We start from the raw sequence: 14,740 nt of genomic DNA, 5'->3' as shown, positions 1-14,740 counted from the left end.
GGCCCCATAAAAACAATGCTTAAGAAAAGGTGCCTGTCCATGAGTTACCCGTCCCTGAACTTCGCCCTCGGCGAAACCATCGACATGCTGCGCGACCAGGTGCAGTCCTTTGTAGCCAAGGAAATCGCACCCCGCGCAGCGCAAATCGACAGCGACAACCTGTTCCCTGCCGACCTGTGGCGCAAGTTCGGTGACATGGGCCTGCTCGGTATCACTGTTTCAGAGGAATACGGCGGTGCCGGCCTGGGTTACCTGGCCCACGTAGTCGCCATGGAAGAGATCAGCCGCGGCTCGGCATCGGTGGCGTTGTCCTACGGCGCCCACTCCAACCTGTGTGTGAACCAGATCAACCGCAACGGCAACCACGAGCAGAAACTCAAGTACCTGCCCCAGCTCATCAGTGGCGAACACGTCGGCGCCCTCGCCATGAGCGAGCCGAACGCAGGCTCCGATGTCGTCTCGATGAAACTGCGCGCCGACAAGCGCGGCGACCACTACGTGCTCAACGGCAGCAAGACCTGGATCACCAACGGCCCCGACGCCAGCACCTACGTGATCTACGCCAAGACCGACCTGGAAAAGGGCCCCCACGGCATCACCGCGTTTATCGTCGAGCGCGACTGGAAAGGCTTCAGCCGCAGCAGCAAATTCGACAAGTTGGGCATGCGCGGCTCCAACACCTGCGAGCTGTTTTTTGATGACGTCGAAGTGCCCGAAGAAAACATCCTCGGCGCGCTCAACGGTGGCGTGAAGGTACTGATGAGCGGTCTGGATTACGAGCGCGTGGTGCTCTCCGGCGGCCCCACCGGGATCATGCAAGCCTGCATGGACCTGATCGTGCCCTACATTCACGACCGCAAGCAGTTCGGCCAGAGCATCGGCGAATTCCAGTTGATCCAGGGCAAGGTCGCCGACATGTACACCCAACTCAACGCGAGCCGCGCCTACCTTTACGCGGTAGCCCAGGCGTGCGAACGCGGCGAAACCACGCGCAAGGACGCCGCCGGGGTGATCCTGTACAGCGCCGAGCGCGCTACGCAGATGGCGCTGGATGCAATCCAGATCCTGGGGGGCAACGGCTATATCAATGAATTCCCTGCCGGGCGCCTGTTGCGGGACGCCAAGCTGTACGAAATCGGCGCTGGCACCAGTGAGATTCGCCGCATGTTGATCGGTCGCGAACTGTTCAACGAAACCCGCTGAGGGAGCGCACCATGGCCACCTTGCATACCCAACTCAACCCGCGCTCGGCGGAGTTTGCCACCAACAGCGCGGTGATGCGCCAACAAGTCGACGCCCTGCACACCCTACTCGCCCATGTGCAGCAAGGCGGTGGCGCCAAGGCTCAAGAGCGGCACACCTCGCGGGGCAAATTGCTGCCACGCGAACGCATCAATCGCCTGCTTGATCCCGGCTCACCCTTTTTGGAACTCAGCCAATTGGCCGCCCATCAGGTGTACGGTGAAGATGTGCCCGCCGCCGGGGTGATTGCCGGCATCGGCCGCGTCGAAGGTGTCGAATGCATGATCGTCGCCAACGATGCCACGGTCAAAGGCGGTTCCTACTACCCGCTCACCGTGAAAAAACACCTGCGCGCGCAGACCATTGCCGAGCAGAACCGCCTGCCGTGCATCTACTTAGTGGACTCCGGCGGTGCCAACCTGCCGCGTCAGGATGAAGTGTTCCCGGACCGCGAGCACTTCGGGCGCATCTTCTTCAACCAGGCCAACATGAGCGCCCAGGGCATCCCGCAGATCGCCGTGGTGATGGGCTCATGCACCGCTGGCGGTGCCTATGTGCCAGCCATGGCCGACGAAGCGATCATGGTGCGCCAGCAAGCCACCATCTTTCTCGCCGGGCCGCCGCTGGTAAAGGCCGCGACCGGTGAAGTGGTGAGCGCCGAAGAACTGGGCGGGGCCGATGTGCACTGCAAGATCTCTGGCGTGGCCGACCACTATGCCGACAGCGATGAGCACGCCCTGGCCCTGGCACGACGCAGTGTGGCCAACCTCAACTGGCGCAAGCAGGGCCAGTTGCTACAGCGCACGCCCGTCGCGCCGTTGTACAGCGGCGAAGAGTTGTACGGTGTGATCCCGGCCGACGCCAAGCAGCCGTTCGATGTGCGTGAAGTGATTGCACGCCTGGTAGACGGCTCGGTGTTCGATGAATTCAAGGCATTGTTTGGTACCACCCTGGTCTGTGGCTTTGCGCACCTGCACGGCTACCCGATCGCGATCCTTGCCAACAACGGGATTTTGTTTGCCGAAGCTGCGCAAAAAGGCGCGCACTTTATCGAGCTGGCCTGTCAGCGCGGCATTCCCCTGCTGTTCTTGCAGAACATCACCGGTTTTATGGTCGGCCAGAAATACGAAGCCGGCGGCATCGCCAAGCATGGCGCCAAACTCGTCACGGCGGTGGCCTGCGCCAAGGTGCCGAAGTTCACCGTGATCATTGGTGGCAGCTTTGGTGCCGGCAACTATGGCATGTGCGGGCGCGCCTATGACCCGAGGTTTTTGTGGATGTGGCCAAATGCACGCATCGGCGTGATGGGCGCCGAACAGGCCGCCGGCGTGCTGGTGCAGGTCAAGCGCGAGCAGGCCGAACGTGCCGGCAACGCGTTCAGTGCCGATGAAGAAGCCGCGATCAAGCAACCGATCCTCGACCAATATGAAACCCAAGGCCACCCCTACTACTCCAGTGCGCGCCTATGGGACGACGGTGTCATCGACCCGTTGCAAACCCGCGATGTGCTGGGCCTGGCCCTTTCTGCCGCGTTGAATGCCCCCATCGAGCCGAGCCGCTTCGGCGTGTTCCGCATGTAAATGGAGCTGTACCCCATGAACGATTTCAGCACCCTCGAACTGATCACCGACAGCCGTGGCTTTGCCACCCTGTGGCTCAGTCGCGAAGCCAAGAACAACGCGTTCAACGCCCAGATGATCCGCGAACTGATCATCGCCCTCGACCAAGTGCAAGGCGACCCTTCCCTGCGCTTTTTGTTGCTGCGCGGGCGCGGCAAGCATTTCAGCGCCGGCGCCGACCTGGCCTGGATGCAGCAATCGGCCGAGCTGGATTACCACACCAACCTGGACGACGCCCGCGAACTGGCAGAGCTGATGTACAACTTGGCCAAACTCAAAATCCCGACCCTGGCCGTGGTGCAAGGCGCGGCCTATGGCGGCGCGTTGGGCCTGATCAGTTGCTGCGACATGGCCATTGGCGCCGATGATGCACAGTTCTGCCTGTCGGAAGTGCGCATCGGCCTGGCGCCTGCGGTGATCAGCCCGTTTGTCGTGCAGGCCATCGGCGAACGTGCGGCCCGCCGCTATGCGCTCACGGCCGAACGCTTTGGCGGCCAACGCGCGCGGGAAATCGGTCTGTTGGCCGAGAGTTACCCTGCCGCAGACCTCGCTCTGCACGTGGAACAGTGGATCGCCAACCTGCTGCAAAACAGCCCGGCGGCCATGCGCGCCAGCAAGGATTTGCTGCGCGAAGTCGGCAACGGCGCCCTCACCCCAGCACTGCGCCGTTACTGCGAAAATGCCATCGCCCGGATTCGCGTCAGCGCCGAAGGCCAGGAAGGCTTGCGCGCGTTCCTGCAAAAACGTGCACCCAGTTGGCAAGCTCAGGAGCCGCGTTCATGAGCACACTGACCACCCTACTGGTAGCCAATCGCGGCGAAATTGCCTGCCGCGTGATGCGCACCGCCAAGGCCATGGGCCTGACCACCGTGGCCGTGCACAGCGCCACTGACCGGGATGCCCAGCACAGCCGCGAAGCGGATATCCGGGTAGACCTGGGTGGCAGCAAGGCCACCGACAGTTACCTGCAAATCGACAAATTGATCGCCGCAGCACAAGCCAGTGGCGCCCAGGCGATTCATCCGGGCTATGGCTTTTTATCCGAAAACGCCAGTTTTGCCCGCGCCATTGAAGCCGCCGGTTTGATCTTCCTGGGCCCGCCCGCCTCGGCCATCGACGCCATGGGCAGCAAGTCCGCTGCCAAGGCCTTGATGGAAACCGCCGGCGTCCCGCTGGTGCCGGGTTATCACGGCGAAGCCCAAGACCTGGAAACCTTTCGCGACGCCTGCGAGCGCATCGGTTACCCAGTATTGCTCAAGGCCACGGCCGGTGGTGGCGGCAAGGGCATGAAGGTGGTCGAAGACGTCAGCCAACTCGCCGAAGCCCTGGCCTCTGCACAGCGCGAGGCGCTGTCGTCGTTCGGCAATGGGCAGATGCTGGTAGAGAAATACCTGATCAAGCCACGCCATGTTGAAATCCAGGTGTTTGCCGATCAACACGGGCATTGCCTGTACCTCAACGAACGCGATTGCTCGATCCAGCGTCGTCACCAAAAGGTCGTCGAAGAAGCGCCTGCGCCGGGGCTGAGCGCTGAACAGCGTAAGACCATGGGCGAAGCCGCCGTGCGTGCGGCCCAAGCCATCGGTTATGTGGGCGCCGGCACCGTGGAGTTTTTGCTGGATGCGCGGGGCGAGTTCTTCTTTATGGAGATGAACACGAGGCTGCAAGTGGAACACCCGGTGACCGAGGCGATTACCGGCCTGGACCTGGTGGCCTGGCAAATTCGCGTGGCCCAGGGCGAGGCGTTGCCGATCACCCAGGAGCAGGTGCCGCTGATGGGCCATGCGATTGAAGTGCGGCTCTATGCCGAAGACCCGGCCAATGATTTCATGCCGGCCACTGGCGACTTGACGCTGTACCGTGAGTCCGCGCCCGGCCCTGGCCGCCGCGTGGACAGCGGGGTCGAGCAAGGCGATAGCGTGTCGCCCTTCTACGACCCGATGCTCGGCAAATTGATCGCCTGGGGCGAAAACCGTGAACAGGCGCGCCTGCGCTTGCTAAGCATGCTCGATGAGTTTGCCATTGGCGGTCTCAAGACCAACCTGGGCTTTTTGCGGCGCATCATTGGCCATCCGGCCTTCGCAGCAGCTGAACTCGATACCGGGTTTATTCCGCGCTATCAGGACCAATTGCTGCCGCAGCCCAGTGCATTGAGTGATCAGTTCTGGCAAGCCGCCGGTGCGGCCTTCATGCAGAGCCTGCCGGCCGGTGACGGGCCGTGGGCGGACACCCGTGGGTTCCGCGCAGGTTTGCCGGCAGAGGTCTCCCTGCATTTGAGCTGCAATGGGCAGGATCGCTTGGTGATGTTGTCGGGCAACGCTCAACTGCAAAACGAGCAGTTACTGATTGAGCATAAGGGCGTGCGTCGCGCCCATCTGGCGGTTCGTCGCGATAGCACCCTTTACTTGCGCTGGGACGGCGAAATGCACGCGGTGAGCCTGTTCGACCCGATTGCAGCGGTGGAGGCCAACCAATCCCATCAAGGCGGCCTTACCGCGCCGATGAACGGCAGCATTGTGCGCGTACTGGTAGAGGTGGGCCAACCGGTGGAAGCCGGCACACAGCTCGTAGTGCTTGAGGCGATGAAAATGGAGCACAGCATCCGTGCCCCCCACGCCGGGGTAGTCAAGGCACTGTTCTGCCACGAAGGCGAAATGGTTGCCGAAGGTTGCGCGTTGGTAGAGCTTGAAACGGCTGGCTAAAACCTGGCCGTCGCCTGCACCACGACGCCCAGGATGCGGCAATCGTCGGTGAAGCGGGCCTTGGGGTAAGTAGGGTTGAGCGGTACCAGGTAAAGCTGGCCGCTCTCTTCCTGTAGCTGGCGAAAAGTTGCCTGAGGGCTGTCGGCCCATTGGGCGACCACCAGTTTGCCGGGCTCGGCGGGGATGGCTGGGTCTACCAGGATCAGCATTCCCGCGCCGATGCTCAGGCCGTTGGGGGCCGTCATGGCATCGCCCGTCACTGGCAGCCAGAAGGCGTTGCCCTGGGCGTGATAGTCCGTCAGCTCGAAGCGTGACGCGCCATAGGCGGCACGTTCTTCACGGAGTTCACACAGGCCTTTCCAATCGCTGACCGGGTAGCGGAAATACGGGTTGTAGTGTGTTTTGGCGGGTGGCAAGACATCAAGGCGACGCTCACGAATCTCCAGCACCACTTCCACATAGCCGAGGCCCAACGCTGCCAATACGCGGTTCATGTCCTCCAGGCTTGGTGCTCGACGCTTGTTGAGCCAATGGCCGACACCGCCCTGGGACATCCCCAAGCGTTCAGCCAGTTCACCTTGCGTGACCTTGCGATCTTTCATGCTGGCCTTGACCAACGCTATCCAGTTATCCATGGCGCCTGAAGATACGTGAGGTATTTTCCAGGGCAATAAACAGTTTGTAGTAATCCATAAAACGACATAAATACGATACGTACTATTATCGAGCATAAGGTTTTCGACACCCACACGGAGTACCTCCCCTTATGACCACAAGCCCTCGCCTGCTGCCCGAAACACCTGCAAACGAAGAACTACGCGACATGCGCAACAGCGCAGCTGCCCGACGCGCGCTGGATTATTACTTGAAAGAAGATATATCGGCACAAGCCCCGGACGGAGCAATGTTCGCCATCAAACCCGAGATCAGCCAGGAGGAAGCCCTGGTGCACGCCTCAGACCTGTTGCGCAGCGCAGCGGCCACGGCCTACGAGTCGGCGAGCAGGTATCAAGGCAACCAGCGGGACCTGGCGTTTTCAGTGGTGTATTTGATTGATATGGCCAAGGCCTTGGTAGAGCGGTCGTTGCACGCGCCACAGGCTCAGGCAAACGGATAACAGGCGCGAACGAAAAATATTTCTATCAGATGGATAAAAACATTTGACTTGCAAATGATAATGATTATTATTGGACCTAGCTGATCGCGAGATCAGTCGATAGACCAAGGGACCTTAGGTCGGACTCTTGGAATATCTCCTCATCAGGCTAATCACGGTTTTTGACCCGGCTCTTTGGCCGGGTCTTTTTTTTGCCAGTTTCCCTGGCATGGCTTCAGGCTAATGAAGACTGTGTGTTGCTCGATGGCGCGCATGGTAGCAAAAGACCATCGCCAAAAGAAAGTCGAAGCAGCGCTCCAGACCGGATCTTTGCGAATTAGCGCTTGAGAATCAATCTCATAGACTCTAAGCTTCGGCCGCGTCAAGGACGATGCCCCCTCCCCTGCAACAATTTTTGCATCCAGAGATTGACCCACTCCTGTGTAAGATATCTGTCACAACACTCATAATCAGGCAACCAGACTATGACCGTGGCTTTGACCTCCATCAGGATCAGCACCAACTTCGACAGTGGCAATATCCAGGTACTGGATGCCCACGATGCCTACCAGTTGTTGCTCGCGATCAAACCCGACACCCGCAGTCAGCATTTCCAATGGTTTCACTTCAAGGCCGAAGGCATGCACGTGGGCCACACCCACACCTTTCGCCTGAGCAATGCGGGCAAGTCTTCCTACCCGCATGCGTGGAGCGACTATCAAGCTGTGGCCTCCTACGACCACATCAATTGGTTTCGCGTGCCTTCGCGTTTTGATGGAGAAATCCTGCACGTCAGCCTCAAGACCCGCGAAAAACACGCCTGGTTTGCTTATTTCGAACCCTACAGCCGTGCGCGCCACGACTGGCTGATCGAGCAGGCCCTGAGCCGTGCTGACACCCAACTGCTGGCCACCGGTAACAGTGTCGAAGGCCGCGATATCCAACTGTTGCGTCGCGGCAAGGGCGGTGAAGGTCAACGCAAGATCTGGATCATCGCCCAGCAACACCCCGGCGAACACATGGCCGAATGGTTTATGGAAGGCATCATTGAGCGCCTGCAACAAGACGGCGACGCCGAGATGAAAAAGTTGCTGAAGGTCGCCGACCTTTACCTGGTGCCCAATATGAACCCGGACGGTGCCTTCCATGGCCACCTGCGCACCAACGCCATGGGCCAGGACCTTAACCGCGCCTGGCAGAGCGCCAGCCAGGAGATCAGCCCCGAAGTGCTGTTCGTGCAGCAGCAGATGGAAAAGTACGGCGTGGACCTGTTCCTCGATATCCACGGTGACGAGGAAATCCCCTACGTATTCACCGCCGGCTGCGAAGGCAACCCCGGCTACACACCCCGCATTGCCGGCCTGGAGAAACACTTTCGCAGCCACTTGAGCTCACTGACCCGAGACTTCCAGACCACCCACGGCTACACCCGCGACCTGCCGGGTGAAGCCAACATGACGTTGGCCTGCAACGCCGTGGGCGAGCAATACGACTGCCTGTCCCTGACCCTGGAAATGCCGTTCAAAGACAACAACGACGCCCCCAACCCCCTGACGGGCTGGTCGGGGAAGCGCTCGCTGCAATTGGGCAAGGACGTATTAAGCAGCATCGCCGATATCGTCGGCCGCCTGCGCTAGGGTTTGGACCCGGTCATGCTTTGCAGCACGCCGTCACGCCGGATCAGCCCATGGAACAACGCCGCCGCCAGGTGCACCAGCACCGTCAAGAACAGCAGGTAGGCGAGGTAACCATGGGCCTTGCGCAACACCGCAAACAACGGCGCATTGGCCCCCACCAACGCCGGCAACTGCACCGAGCTGCTGAGCATCACCGGGTCTCCGGCGGCTGAAATCATCGCCCAACCCAATAGCGGTAACACCAGCATCAGGCCGTAGAGCACCAGATGGGACGCCTTGGCCGCCAGCACTTGCCACAATGGCAGGTCTGCGGGCAACGGCGGTTGGCGGGTGGAAAAACGCACCACCAGCCGCACGATCACCAGTGCCAGAATCGCGATCCCCAAGGGCTTGTGCAGGTGAATCAACCATTCGTATCGCTCTGAAACCGACGCCGCCAAACCCGCGCCTATAAACAGCATGGCGATGACCATAAGCGCCATCAGCCAGTGCAACAGGCGCGCCAACGGGGCGAAAAACCGGGGTTGGGCATTCATGGCTTCGACTCCTGTGGAGTGTTGTGCAACGGGCTGACTTCGCCGGCGCGGCGCAGGTACGAACTGGCGTAGGCCGCCGAACGTGCCGCCAGCAGCGGGTCATTGGAGGCTTGGATGCCGCTGGGCAAAATCAGCGGGTCGAAGTTGATGTCGCGGCAATCACCGTCGGCCTGCGGCTGGCTGCTTTGCAGCACCAGGGTGCCGGCGTTCAGCACCTTGTGTTCACCGGTCCAGGTCTTGCTGGCATCGTCCAGCGGGTCGCCGGGGTTGGCCAGGGTCATGTTCAACTGCCAGCGCAGCGGCCCGGCAGACAGGCGCTGCACCAGGTCTTTTTCGAGGAAGTCGCCGCCGGCCGGCGCGCTATCGCCTGCTGCGTCCTGGCTCTGTGGCACCACGCCCCAACGCACCGCCTGACGCTTGCCATCGGCGCCCACCAGGTAAAACGCGTTGATGCCGTTATAGGTTTCAGTCGCATAGCTGGCCGACGGTTTGGCCGTCTTGACCCAGGCTAGAAACGCCGCCGTCTCGGGATGGGCCGCAAAAAACGCCGGCATCGCCGCCGGGTCCGGTTTGCCCGTGGCTGGGTCCGGCGCGCCGGCCTTGAGCAAACCGTAGAAGGCTTCAGGCGTACCCACCGGGAACACCGGCATGCTGTTCATCCCGGTGCGCCATTGCTGACCATTGGCCTGGCTGAATTGCAGGGCAAAGCTGCGGATCGGCACACTGCTGTCCGGTGCGTAGGGGTTGCCGCTGGGCAAGGCAAACCGGCCGATCACCGGCGTCTTGGCTTCGCTGAACACCTGGGCACTGGAGTAAGCACGGGCCTGCGTACTGCTCTCGAAATACCCGGCCACGCACACGCCCTTGGCATGGTTGCGGCGAAAACCTGGGTGCACGCCGTTGTTGGTTTCCAGGGCATTGACCAAGGTTTTCGGGCGCAGGCGTTGTGGGTCAAGGGTGCCGTTGACGTAGGCAAACGCCCCCGCAACAACCGCAACCACGGCGCCGATACCCACGAGGCGTGCGATCAGGCTCGCGGTGCTTAAGGGGGGACGGGGCGGTGATGACTGATCTACCATGAAGGAACTCCAGGGCCAAAGGCCTTAGGGGTGAAACATAAGGTCGGAGCATTAAGACGAACGCCGCACGGGTCTATTCCTTGGCCTTCGATTTATTTGCCGATTTTTTGCAAAGACCGGGAATAACCTTCAACGCCGCACGTCTCCCTAGTCCCAGCGTAGTGACCAGCCAGATTCCCATGCACGAACTCGACGAACCGTTACGTGAACTCATCCCCAGGCTGCGGCGCTTTGCCGTGTCCCTGACCCGTAACGCCAGCAGCGCCGACGACTTGGTGCAATCGACCCTTGAACGCGCGATCACGCGCTGGGCCGACAAGCGCATCGAAGGCGATCTGCGCGCGTGGCTGTTCTCGATCCTCTACCGACAGTTCCTCGACGCGCACCGCCGCACCCGGCGCTATGCGCGCATGCTGGAGTTCTTTACCGGTCGCGATGACGCGCAGCCATCGGTGGAACGTACGGTGATCGCCCAATCGACCCTGCAAGCCTTCGACCAACTCAACACCGAGCAACGTGCGCTGCTGCTGTGGGTGTCGGTGGAGGGCTTGAGCTACAAGGAGGTCGCCGAGATCCTTGAGGTGCCCATTGGTACCGTGATGTCGCGCCTGTCGAGGGCGCGCCAAGCCCTGCGTCAACTCAGTGATGGCGAAATTGCCAGCCCTTCTCTGCGGATACTCAAATGATCAGCCTGCCCCCCAACGAACGCGATTTGCACGCCTATGTCGATCACCAGCTCCAGGAGAGCGATCGACGTGCCCTTGAAACCTGGCTGGCGGCCCACCCGGACGTCGCGGCCCAGGTGCATGCCTGGCAACAGGATGCGCAATCGCTGCGCGCCGCATTGGGCGGCACCCTGCAACAGCCGGCCAACCCAGACCTGGACCCGGCGCTGATACGCCAACGCATCAAGCATCAAACACGCCGGCAGTTCGCCACAGCGGCGGTGTTGCTGATTGCCGTGAGCCTCGGCGGCCTCGGCGGCTGGCATGCCCGCGAAGCCACGCAACCACCGCTGCTGCCGATGGCCGATGCGATGCAGGCTTACCGCCTGTTTGCCCAGGACGGCATCATGCCCGCCGATTTCAAGGCCCAGGGTGGCGGCACCATGCAGGCCTGGCTCGACCGTTACTTCAACCAGGCCCACCGCCTGCCGGACTTGAGCGCTGCCGGGTTCACGCCGATCAGCGGGCGTTTGCTCACCACCGATCAAGGCGCGGCGGCAATGGTGCTGTATGAGGATCAAAACGGTCGGCGCATCAGCTTCTACATCCGCCCACCCGGCCCGGATAACGGCTTTCTGCCGCGGGGCAATCGCAGTGCAGACGGCTTGCGCGCCCAATATTGGTCCGGCGGCGGCTACAACTACGCGATGGTCAGCCCTGAAAACCAGCCTGCCACACCGCTGCTGAGTTTCTAGAAACCCACATCGAGTACCACGTTGTCGATATAGGTGCCTGCCGGCGGCGTGGTCTGGTCGGTGTAGATTTTCGCGTTGTAGTTGTACACCTGGCTGCCCACCCCCGTGCCAGTGCCCAGGCCATTGCCGGGGTTGATTTCGGCGGTTGAACTGTCGCGCCGAGCCGCGCCGACGCTGCCCCATCGGGTGGCGCCGGCGCTTTTGAAGATGTCGTAGGCCAAGTAATTACTGCCCGAAATCATCCGCCGGCGCCCGCCCACGGCAACCGGGTTCTGGCCGTCGCTCATGCCCACGGTGTAGGTGCTGCCCTTGGTGCAAGAGACGCTGGCCTGCCCGGTCACGGTGGCAAAACCGCTGATCACCGGGGCGCTGCCAAAGCTGATGGCCGGTGCCGTGATCTGGCAGTCATTGGTCACCGTCATTGTGACGGTCAACGTACGGGTCTGGGGCGTCAGGTTTTTATCGCGCACCGCACATAACGTGCCCACACCCAAGCCGACGCAATAGTCCCAGGACCACGCCAGGTTCAAGACTTCGGTGTAGACCCCCGCCGCCACATTGCTGCCAGTGATGCTGCCCAAGTAAAGCGGCAAGGACTTATTGCCCGGGCCGGTCAAGAGCCCCGCGGCGGTGGCGATGCCATTAGGCCCGAAGTCAAACAGCGTGTTACGCGCGATGGGATAGCTGGTGGTGTTATTGCCATAGACCGTATAGCGGATCACATCGCCGGTAGGACCGACCATCCCCGCCGTCAACGAGGAAACGGTCAGGTAAAAGTGATCGTTGGTGCCCAGGGCGATCAGCGACTGCCCGCAGCTCAACCCGCCGTTCAAGGTCGAACTGCCTTGCGAGGTGGTGTTCACAGTGACCGAACTGACCGAGCCAAAACCCGCCGGCGTCGTTACCGCCACCCCGCACAGGGCCAGCGCCGGGCTCGAAATACCCACGCCGGCAACGCTCAACACACTGTATAGCCATCCCTTGCCCCTCACCCGCGCGCTCCTTGCTCACACCCTCATTGGCACACCAACGGCCCGATCAAAGGCACGTCTTGTTGCTGCTCATCGATATCAAACGTCGCCTGGCAGGTTCGCCCTTCACCGAGGGTCACCTGTAACGTGTTATGGGCCGCCAGATTGTCCAGGTACACCAAGCCATCCCAACCCACCACCGCCTGCTGGCTGCTCTGCTCATGCACCACCAGGCTGCCCAGGGGCAGTTCCTGATGCTGGCTGTCCACCAGCGTGACGCTGGCGGCCAGCACCCGACGCAGCGGAAACTCCAGCAGGTAGCCACTGCCGCGCCGCACCGACACCCGCTGTTCCACATTCTGGCTCTGGATATTGGGCGGCAGGTTCAGTGGGTCGATTTCGTACTTGGCGCGGTAGTAGGCGCTGCTCCACGGCACCAGCAATTTGCCGTTGCGGTCGGTCTGGCCCACCAGTTGGTTCTCGTAGCGCACCGGGATCCCGGCAAACCCTTGGGTACTCACCACCACAAAAGCATCGTTGATGCGGTTGGCGGCAAAGGTGTCGCCGCCCATCCACACCAACGAGCCGCTGGCATCGGCCCAACGGGTCTGGGCATCGCTGCTGCCGTACACGCCCGCCTGCAATTGCACCGATTGCAGGCGCCAGGTCAGGTCGGCCTGGCGATAGGTGGGCCCATCGCCCTGGGCGTAGCCGAGGTTGTAACCCACGCCGCCTTCACTGGGCACCGCGCTGCTGTAGTTGACGCGCTGGCGACTGGCGCCGTCCTTGCCGCGTTCGCTGCTCACGGCCAGGCTGCCATTGAGGTCGAACGGGATCACCAACTGCGCCTGCATGGCCCAGTTGCTGTCGCCGATCTCGCGGTTGGCCGACAGGTAAAAACTGGTATTGCGCCACAGCGGTTTGCTCCAGCTCAGGTTGAGCAGGCGTGTGCGCGAGTCATCCGACGCCTGCACATCGAAATAGCCCAGGCCCAGGCTGCCGAAGCGTTCCAGGTTAAGGCTCAGGGTCACCTGTTCACTGCGCTTGCTCAGGCTGGCGTAAGGGGTGTCCACCAGGGTCAGGTCGGCGTACTCGTCGCGCCGCTCCACCCGCTGGTACGACAAGCTGTAGCGCGTGCTGTTGTACTGATAGCCCAGGCTCAGTTGCTGGCCGGTGCGCCCCTCAAACTGGCTTTGACTGACGGCGCTGTTGAGCACGCCGAAGTTGCCCAAGCGCAGATTGCCGCCCAGCCCGCCCAGGGTCAGGTTGCTGGCGGCCTCGGCGTGGCTTTCCAGGGTCAGGTTGTCGGAATAGCCGTAACGAAAGGTACCGCTGGCCACGCCTGGGCCGTAGGCAAAGTCCCGAACGGTGTAGTCCCGCCGCAAGGTCCCGGCCGCTACCGAGAAATCCGTCAGGCCTTGTTGCAACAACGTACTGGTGACGTAGAACGGCACCGTGGTCGATACCTGGCGACCCAAGGCATCGGTGGTCACCACCACCGCTTCGCCCGCGCCATTGATAAACGGCACGTTGGTCAGGGTGTAGGGGCCCGGTTGCAGCTGTGCGCTTTCGGATTTGTAGCCGTTGATAAACAGGTCAACCGACGACGGCACCGCCGCCTCGCCGGCAAATTGTGGCAAGGGGTACGTCACCAAGTCCGGCCGCACGGCAAAGTCCCGCGACAGCTGCACCCCGCCCAGGCGCACCGAACTGCTCCAGGGCAACGAACCGCTGATCACATCACCGGCCTCGTAGGTGAGCATTCGCTCATCGTCGGAGAAACGCCAAGTGGTGTCGTAACGCCGATAGCCGTTGTTGAGGGTGCTGTTGCTGATGCCGCCGGCCAGGGTCTGGCGGTATTGCCCGGTGTTGGACAAGGTGCCCCAATTATCAAATAGCCGCAGTTCGTTCCAGGCGGCGAGGTAGCTGCCGCCTTCATCAGTGTCATTGAAATACAGGTCGTAGTTGAGCAAGGCACCAAAGCTGCTCATCGCCGGGGTGCGCGGGTAAGTGTTGCGGTTACCGATAAACTGTTCCTGCAACCACGATGGCGGCACGTCCAACAACAGGCGTTGGCCATTGCTGTCGTAGTCGCTGTGCAGGCCGGGGACTTTTTCCAGGGCCACGCTGCCTGTGGGTTCGCCGGGCAGCTTCATGCCCACGTCCTGCAAGGCGGTGGCCGGCACATAGAGTTGCCCAGCCCGTTGCTCGACCGCGATGACACGGCCGGTGTCCATCTGGTTGACCACCAGCTCCAGAAACAACTGCGCATCGGCGACAGCCTCCATACTGCTCGGCGGCGGCGGCAAGTCGCCAGCCACGCCTGGCAGCGCAAACAGTGCACCCCACAGCCCGCTCACCACTGCCACCGACGACCACAGACAACGAGCCGGACCACGACTCACCATGGCGTTGTGCCCTTCAATGGACATCTCCAT

Annotated in this window: 13 protein-coding genes; 8 read left to right on the top strand and 5 right to left on the bottom strand. The window is 61.7% G+C overall.

Features of this window, described 5'->3' with window-relative positions:
- Window positions 1-39 precede the first annotated feature (39 nt).
- From ICY20_RS21205 to ICY20_RS21190, 4 genes are read left to right on the top strand one after another with little or no spacing between them, the layout of a single operon-like run.
- The gene (locus ICY20_RS21205) at window positions 40-1,203 is read left to right on the top strand and encodes an isovaleryl-CoA dehydrogenase (protein WP_159960927.1); all 1,164 of its coding nucleotides are present in this window, start codon (window positions 40-42) and stop codon (window positions 1,201-1,203) included.
- Window positions 1,204-1,214: 11 nt separating this feature from the next.
- The gene (locus tag ICY20_RS21200; protein WP_159960929.1) at window positions 1,215-2,822 is read left to right on the top strand and encodes a carboxyl transferase domain-containing protein; all 1,608 of its coding nucleotides are present in this window, start codon (window positions 1,215-1,217) and stop codon (window positions 2,820-2,822) included.
- Window positions 2,823-2,837: 15 nt separating this feature from the next.
- Window positions 2,838-3,644: a gamma-carboxygeranoyl-CoA hydratase gene (locus ICY20_RS21195; protein ID WP_159960931.1), complete on the top strand. Its 807-nt coding sequence runs from the start codon at window positions 2,838-2,840 to the stop codon at window positions 3,642-3,644.
- Window positions 3,641-5,563, top strand: a complete 1,923-nt coding sequence (locus ICY20_RS21190; protein WP_194938517.1) for an acetyl/propionyl/methylcrotonyl-CoA carboxylase subunit alpha — start codon at window positions 3,641-3,643, stop codon at window positions 5,561-5,563. The genes ICY20_RS21195 and ICY20_RS21190 overlap by 4 nt, the downstream gene beginning before the upstream one ends.
- Here the strand turns inward: ICY20_RS21190 and ICY20_RS21185 are convergent.
- On the bottom strand, window positions 5,560-6,198 hold the full coding sequence (locus ICY20_RS21185) for a LexA family protein (RefSeq protein ID WP_159960935.1): 639 nt from the start codon (window positions 6,196-6,198) through the stop codon (window positions 5,560-5,562). The genes ICY20_RS21190 and ICY20_RS21185 overlap by 4 nt on opposite strands.
- A gap of 131 nt (window positions 6,199-6,329) precedes the next feature.
- On the opposite strand from ICY20_RS21185, the gene ICY20_RS21180 reads away from it, so the two are divergent.
- Together ICY20_RS21180 and ICY20_RS21175 are read left to right on the top strand one after the other, a co-directional pair.
- Window positions 6,330-6,680: a DUF6124 family protein gene (locus ICY20_RS21180; protein ID WP_159960937.1), complete on the top strand. Its 351-nt coding sequence runs from the start codon at window positions 6,330-6,332 to the stop codon at window positions 6,678-6,680.
- A gap of 464 nt (window positions 6,681-7,144) precedes the next feature.
- Window positions 7,145-8,296, top strand: a complete 1,152-nt coding sequence (locus ICY20_RS21175; RefSeq protein ID WP_159960939.1) for a M14 family metallopeptidase — start codon at window positions 7,145-7,147, stop codon at window positions 8,294-8,296.
- On the opposite strand, the gene ICY20_RS21170 is transcribed toward ICY20_RS21175, so the two are convergent.
- Both ICY20_RS21170 and ICY20_RS21165 read right to left on the bottom strand, forming a co-directional pair.
- A complete protein-coding gene (locus ICY20_RS21170) occupies window positions 8,293-8,832 on the bottom strand; it encodes a cytochrome b (RefSeq protein ID WP_194938516.1) in 540 nt (179 codons plus the stop codon). The two genes, ICY20_RS21175 and ICY20_RS21170, sit on opposite strands and share 4 nt — an antisense overlap.
- A complete protein-coding gene (locus ICY20_RS21165) occupies window positions 8,829-9,911 on the bottom strand; it encodes a catalase family peroxidase (protein WP_194938515.1) in 1,083 nt (360 codons plus the stop codon). The genes ICY20_RS21170 and ICY20_RS21165 overlap by 4 nt, the downstream gene beginning before the upstream one ends.
- Before the next feature lie 179 nt (window positions 9,912-10,090).
- Between ICY20_RS21165 and ICY20_RS21160 the strand changes: the two genes are divergently transcribed.
- A complete protein-coding gene (locus tag ICY20_RS21160) occupies window positions 10,091-10,597 on the top strand; it encodes a sigma-70 family RNA polymerase sigma factor (protein ID WP_159960945.1) in 507 nt (168 codons plus the stop codon).
- Window positions 10,594-11,331, top strand: coding sequence for an anti-sigma factor family protein (locus ICY20_RS21155; protein ID WP_159960947.1), 738 nt, complete (start codon window positions 10,594-10,596; stop codon window positions 11,329-11,331). Before ICY20_RS21160 ends, ICY20_RS21155 begins: the two co-directional genes overlap by 4 nt.
- On the opposite strand, the gene ICY20_RS21150 is transcribed toward ICY20_RS21155, so the two are convergent.
- Window positions 11,328-12,323: a Csu type fimbrial protein gene (locus tag ICY20_RS21150; RefSeq protein ID WP_194938514.1), complete on the bottom strand. Its 996-nt coding sequence runs from the start codon at window positions 12,321-12,323 to the stop codon at window positions 11,328-11,330. The two genes, ICY20_RS21155 and ICY20_RS21150, sit on opposite strands and share 4 nt — an antisense overlap.
- A 23-nt stretch (window positions 12,324-12,346) precedes the next feature.
- Window positions 12,347-14,710: a fimbria/pilus outer membrane usher protein gene (locus ICY20_RS21145; RefSeq protein ID WP_194938624.1), complete on the bottom strand. Its 2,364-nt coding sequence runs from the start codon at window positions 14,708-14,710 to the stop codon at window positions 12,347-12,349.
- Window positions 14,711-14,740: the final 30 nt, after the last annotated feature.

The organism is Pseudomonas pisciculturae (assembly GCF_015461805.1).
Taxonomy (GTDB): domain Bacteria; phylum Pseudomonadota; class Gammaproteobacteria; order Pseudomonadales; family Pseudomonadaceae; genus Aquipseudomonas; species Aquipseudomonas pisciculturae.
The sequence above is the reverse complement of the archived record's forward strand: the minus strand, read 5'-3'. Positions and strand labels throughout refer to the sequence as shown.

Excerpts from the sequence above, each read along its gene's own strand:
- ICY20_RS21205 (WP_159960927.1), top strand. The coding sequence starts at position 40 with ATGAGTTACCCGTCCCTGAACTTCGCCCTCGGCGAAACCATCGACATG.
- ICY20_RS21200 (WP_159960929.1), top strand. The coding sequence starts at position 1,215 with ATGGCCACCTTGCATACCCAACTCAACCCGCGCTCGGCGGAGTTTGCC.
- ICY20_RS21195 (WP_159960931.1), top strand. The coding sequence starts at position 2,838 with ATGAACGATTTCAGCACCCTCGAACTGATCACCGACAGCCGTGGCTTT.
- ICY20_RS21190 (WP_194938517.1), top strand. The coding sequence starts at position 3,641 with ATGAGCACACTGACCACCCTACTGGTAGCCAATCGCGGCGAAATTGCC.
- ICY20_RS21185 (WP_159960935.1), bottom strand. The coding sequence starts at position 6,198 with ATGGATAACTGGATAGCGTTGGTCAAGGCCAGCATGAAAGATCGCAAG.
- ICY20_RS21180 (WP_159960937.1), top strand. The coding sequence starts at position 6,330 with ATGACCACAAGCCCTCGCCTGCTGCCCGAAACACCTGCAAACGAAGAA.
- ICY20_RS21175 (WP_159960939.1), top strand. The coding sequence starts at position 7,145 with ATGACCGTGGCTTTGACCTCCATCAGGATCAGCACCAACTTCGACAGT.
- ICY20_RS21170 (WP_194938516.1), bottom strand. The coding sequence starts at position 8,832 with ATGAATGCCCAACCCCGGTTTTTCGCCCCGTTGGCGCGCCTGTTGCAC.
- ICY20_RS21165 (WP_194938515.1), bottom strand. The coding sequence starts at position 9,911 with ATGGTAGATCAGTCATCACCGCCCCGTCCCCCCTTAAGCACCGCGAGC.
- ICY20_RS21160 (WP_159960945.1), top strand. The coding sequence starts at position 10,091 with ATGCACGAACTCGACGAACCGTTACGTGAACTCATCCCCAGGCTGCGG.
- ICY20_RS21155 (WP_159960947.1), top strand. The coding sequence starts at position 10,594 with ATGATCAGCCTGCCCCCCAACGAACGCGATTTGCACGCCTATGTCGAT.
- ICY20_RS21145 (WP_194938624.1), bottom strand. The coding sequence starts at position 14,710 with ATGGTGAGTCGTGGTCCGGCTCGTTGTCTGTGGTCGTCGGTGGCAGTG.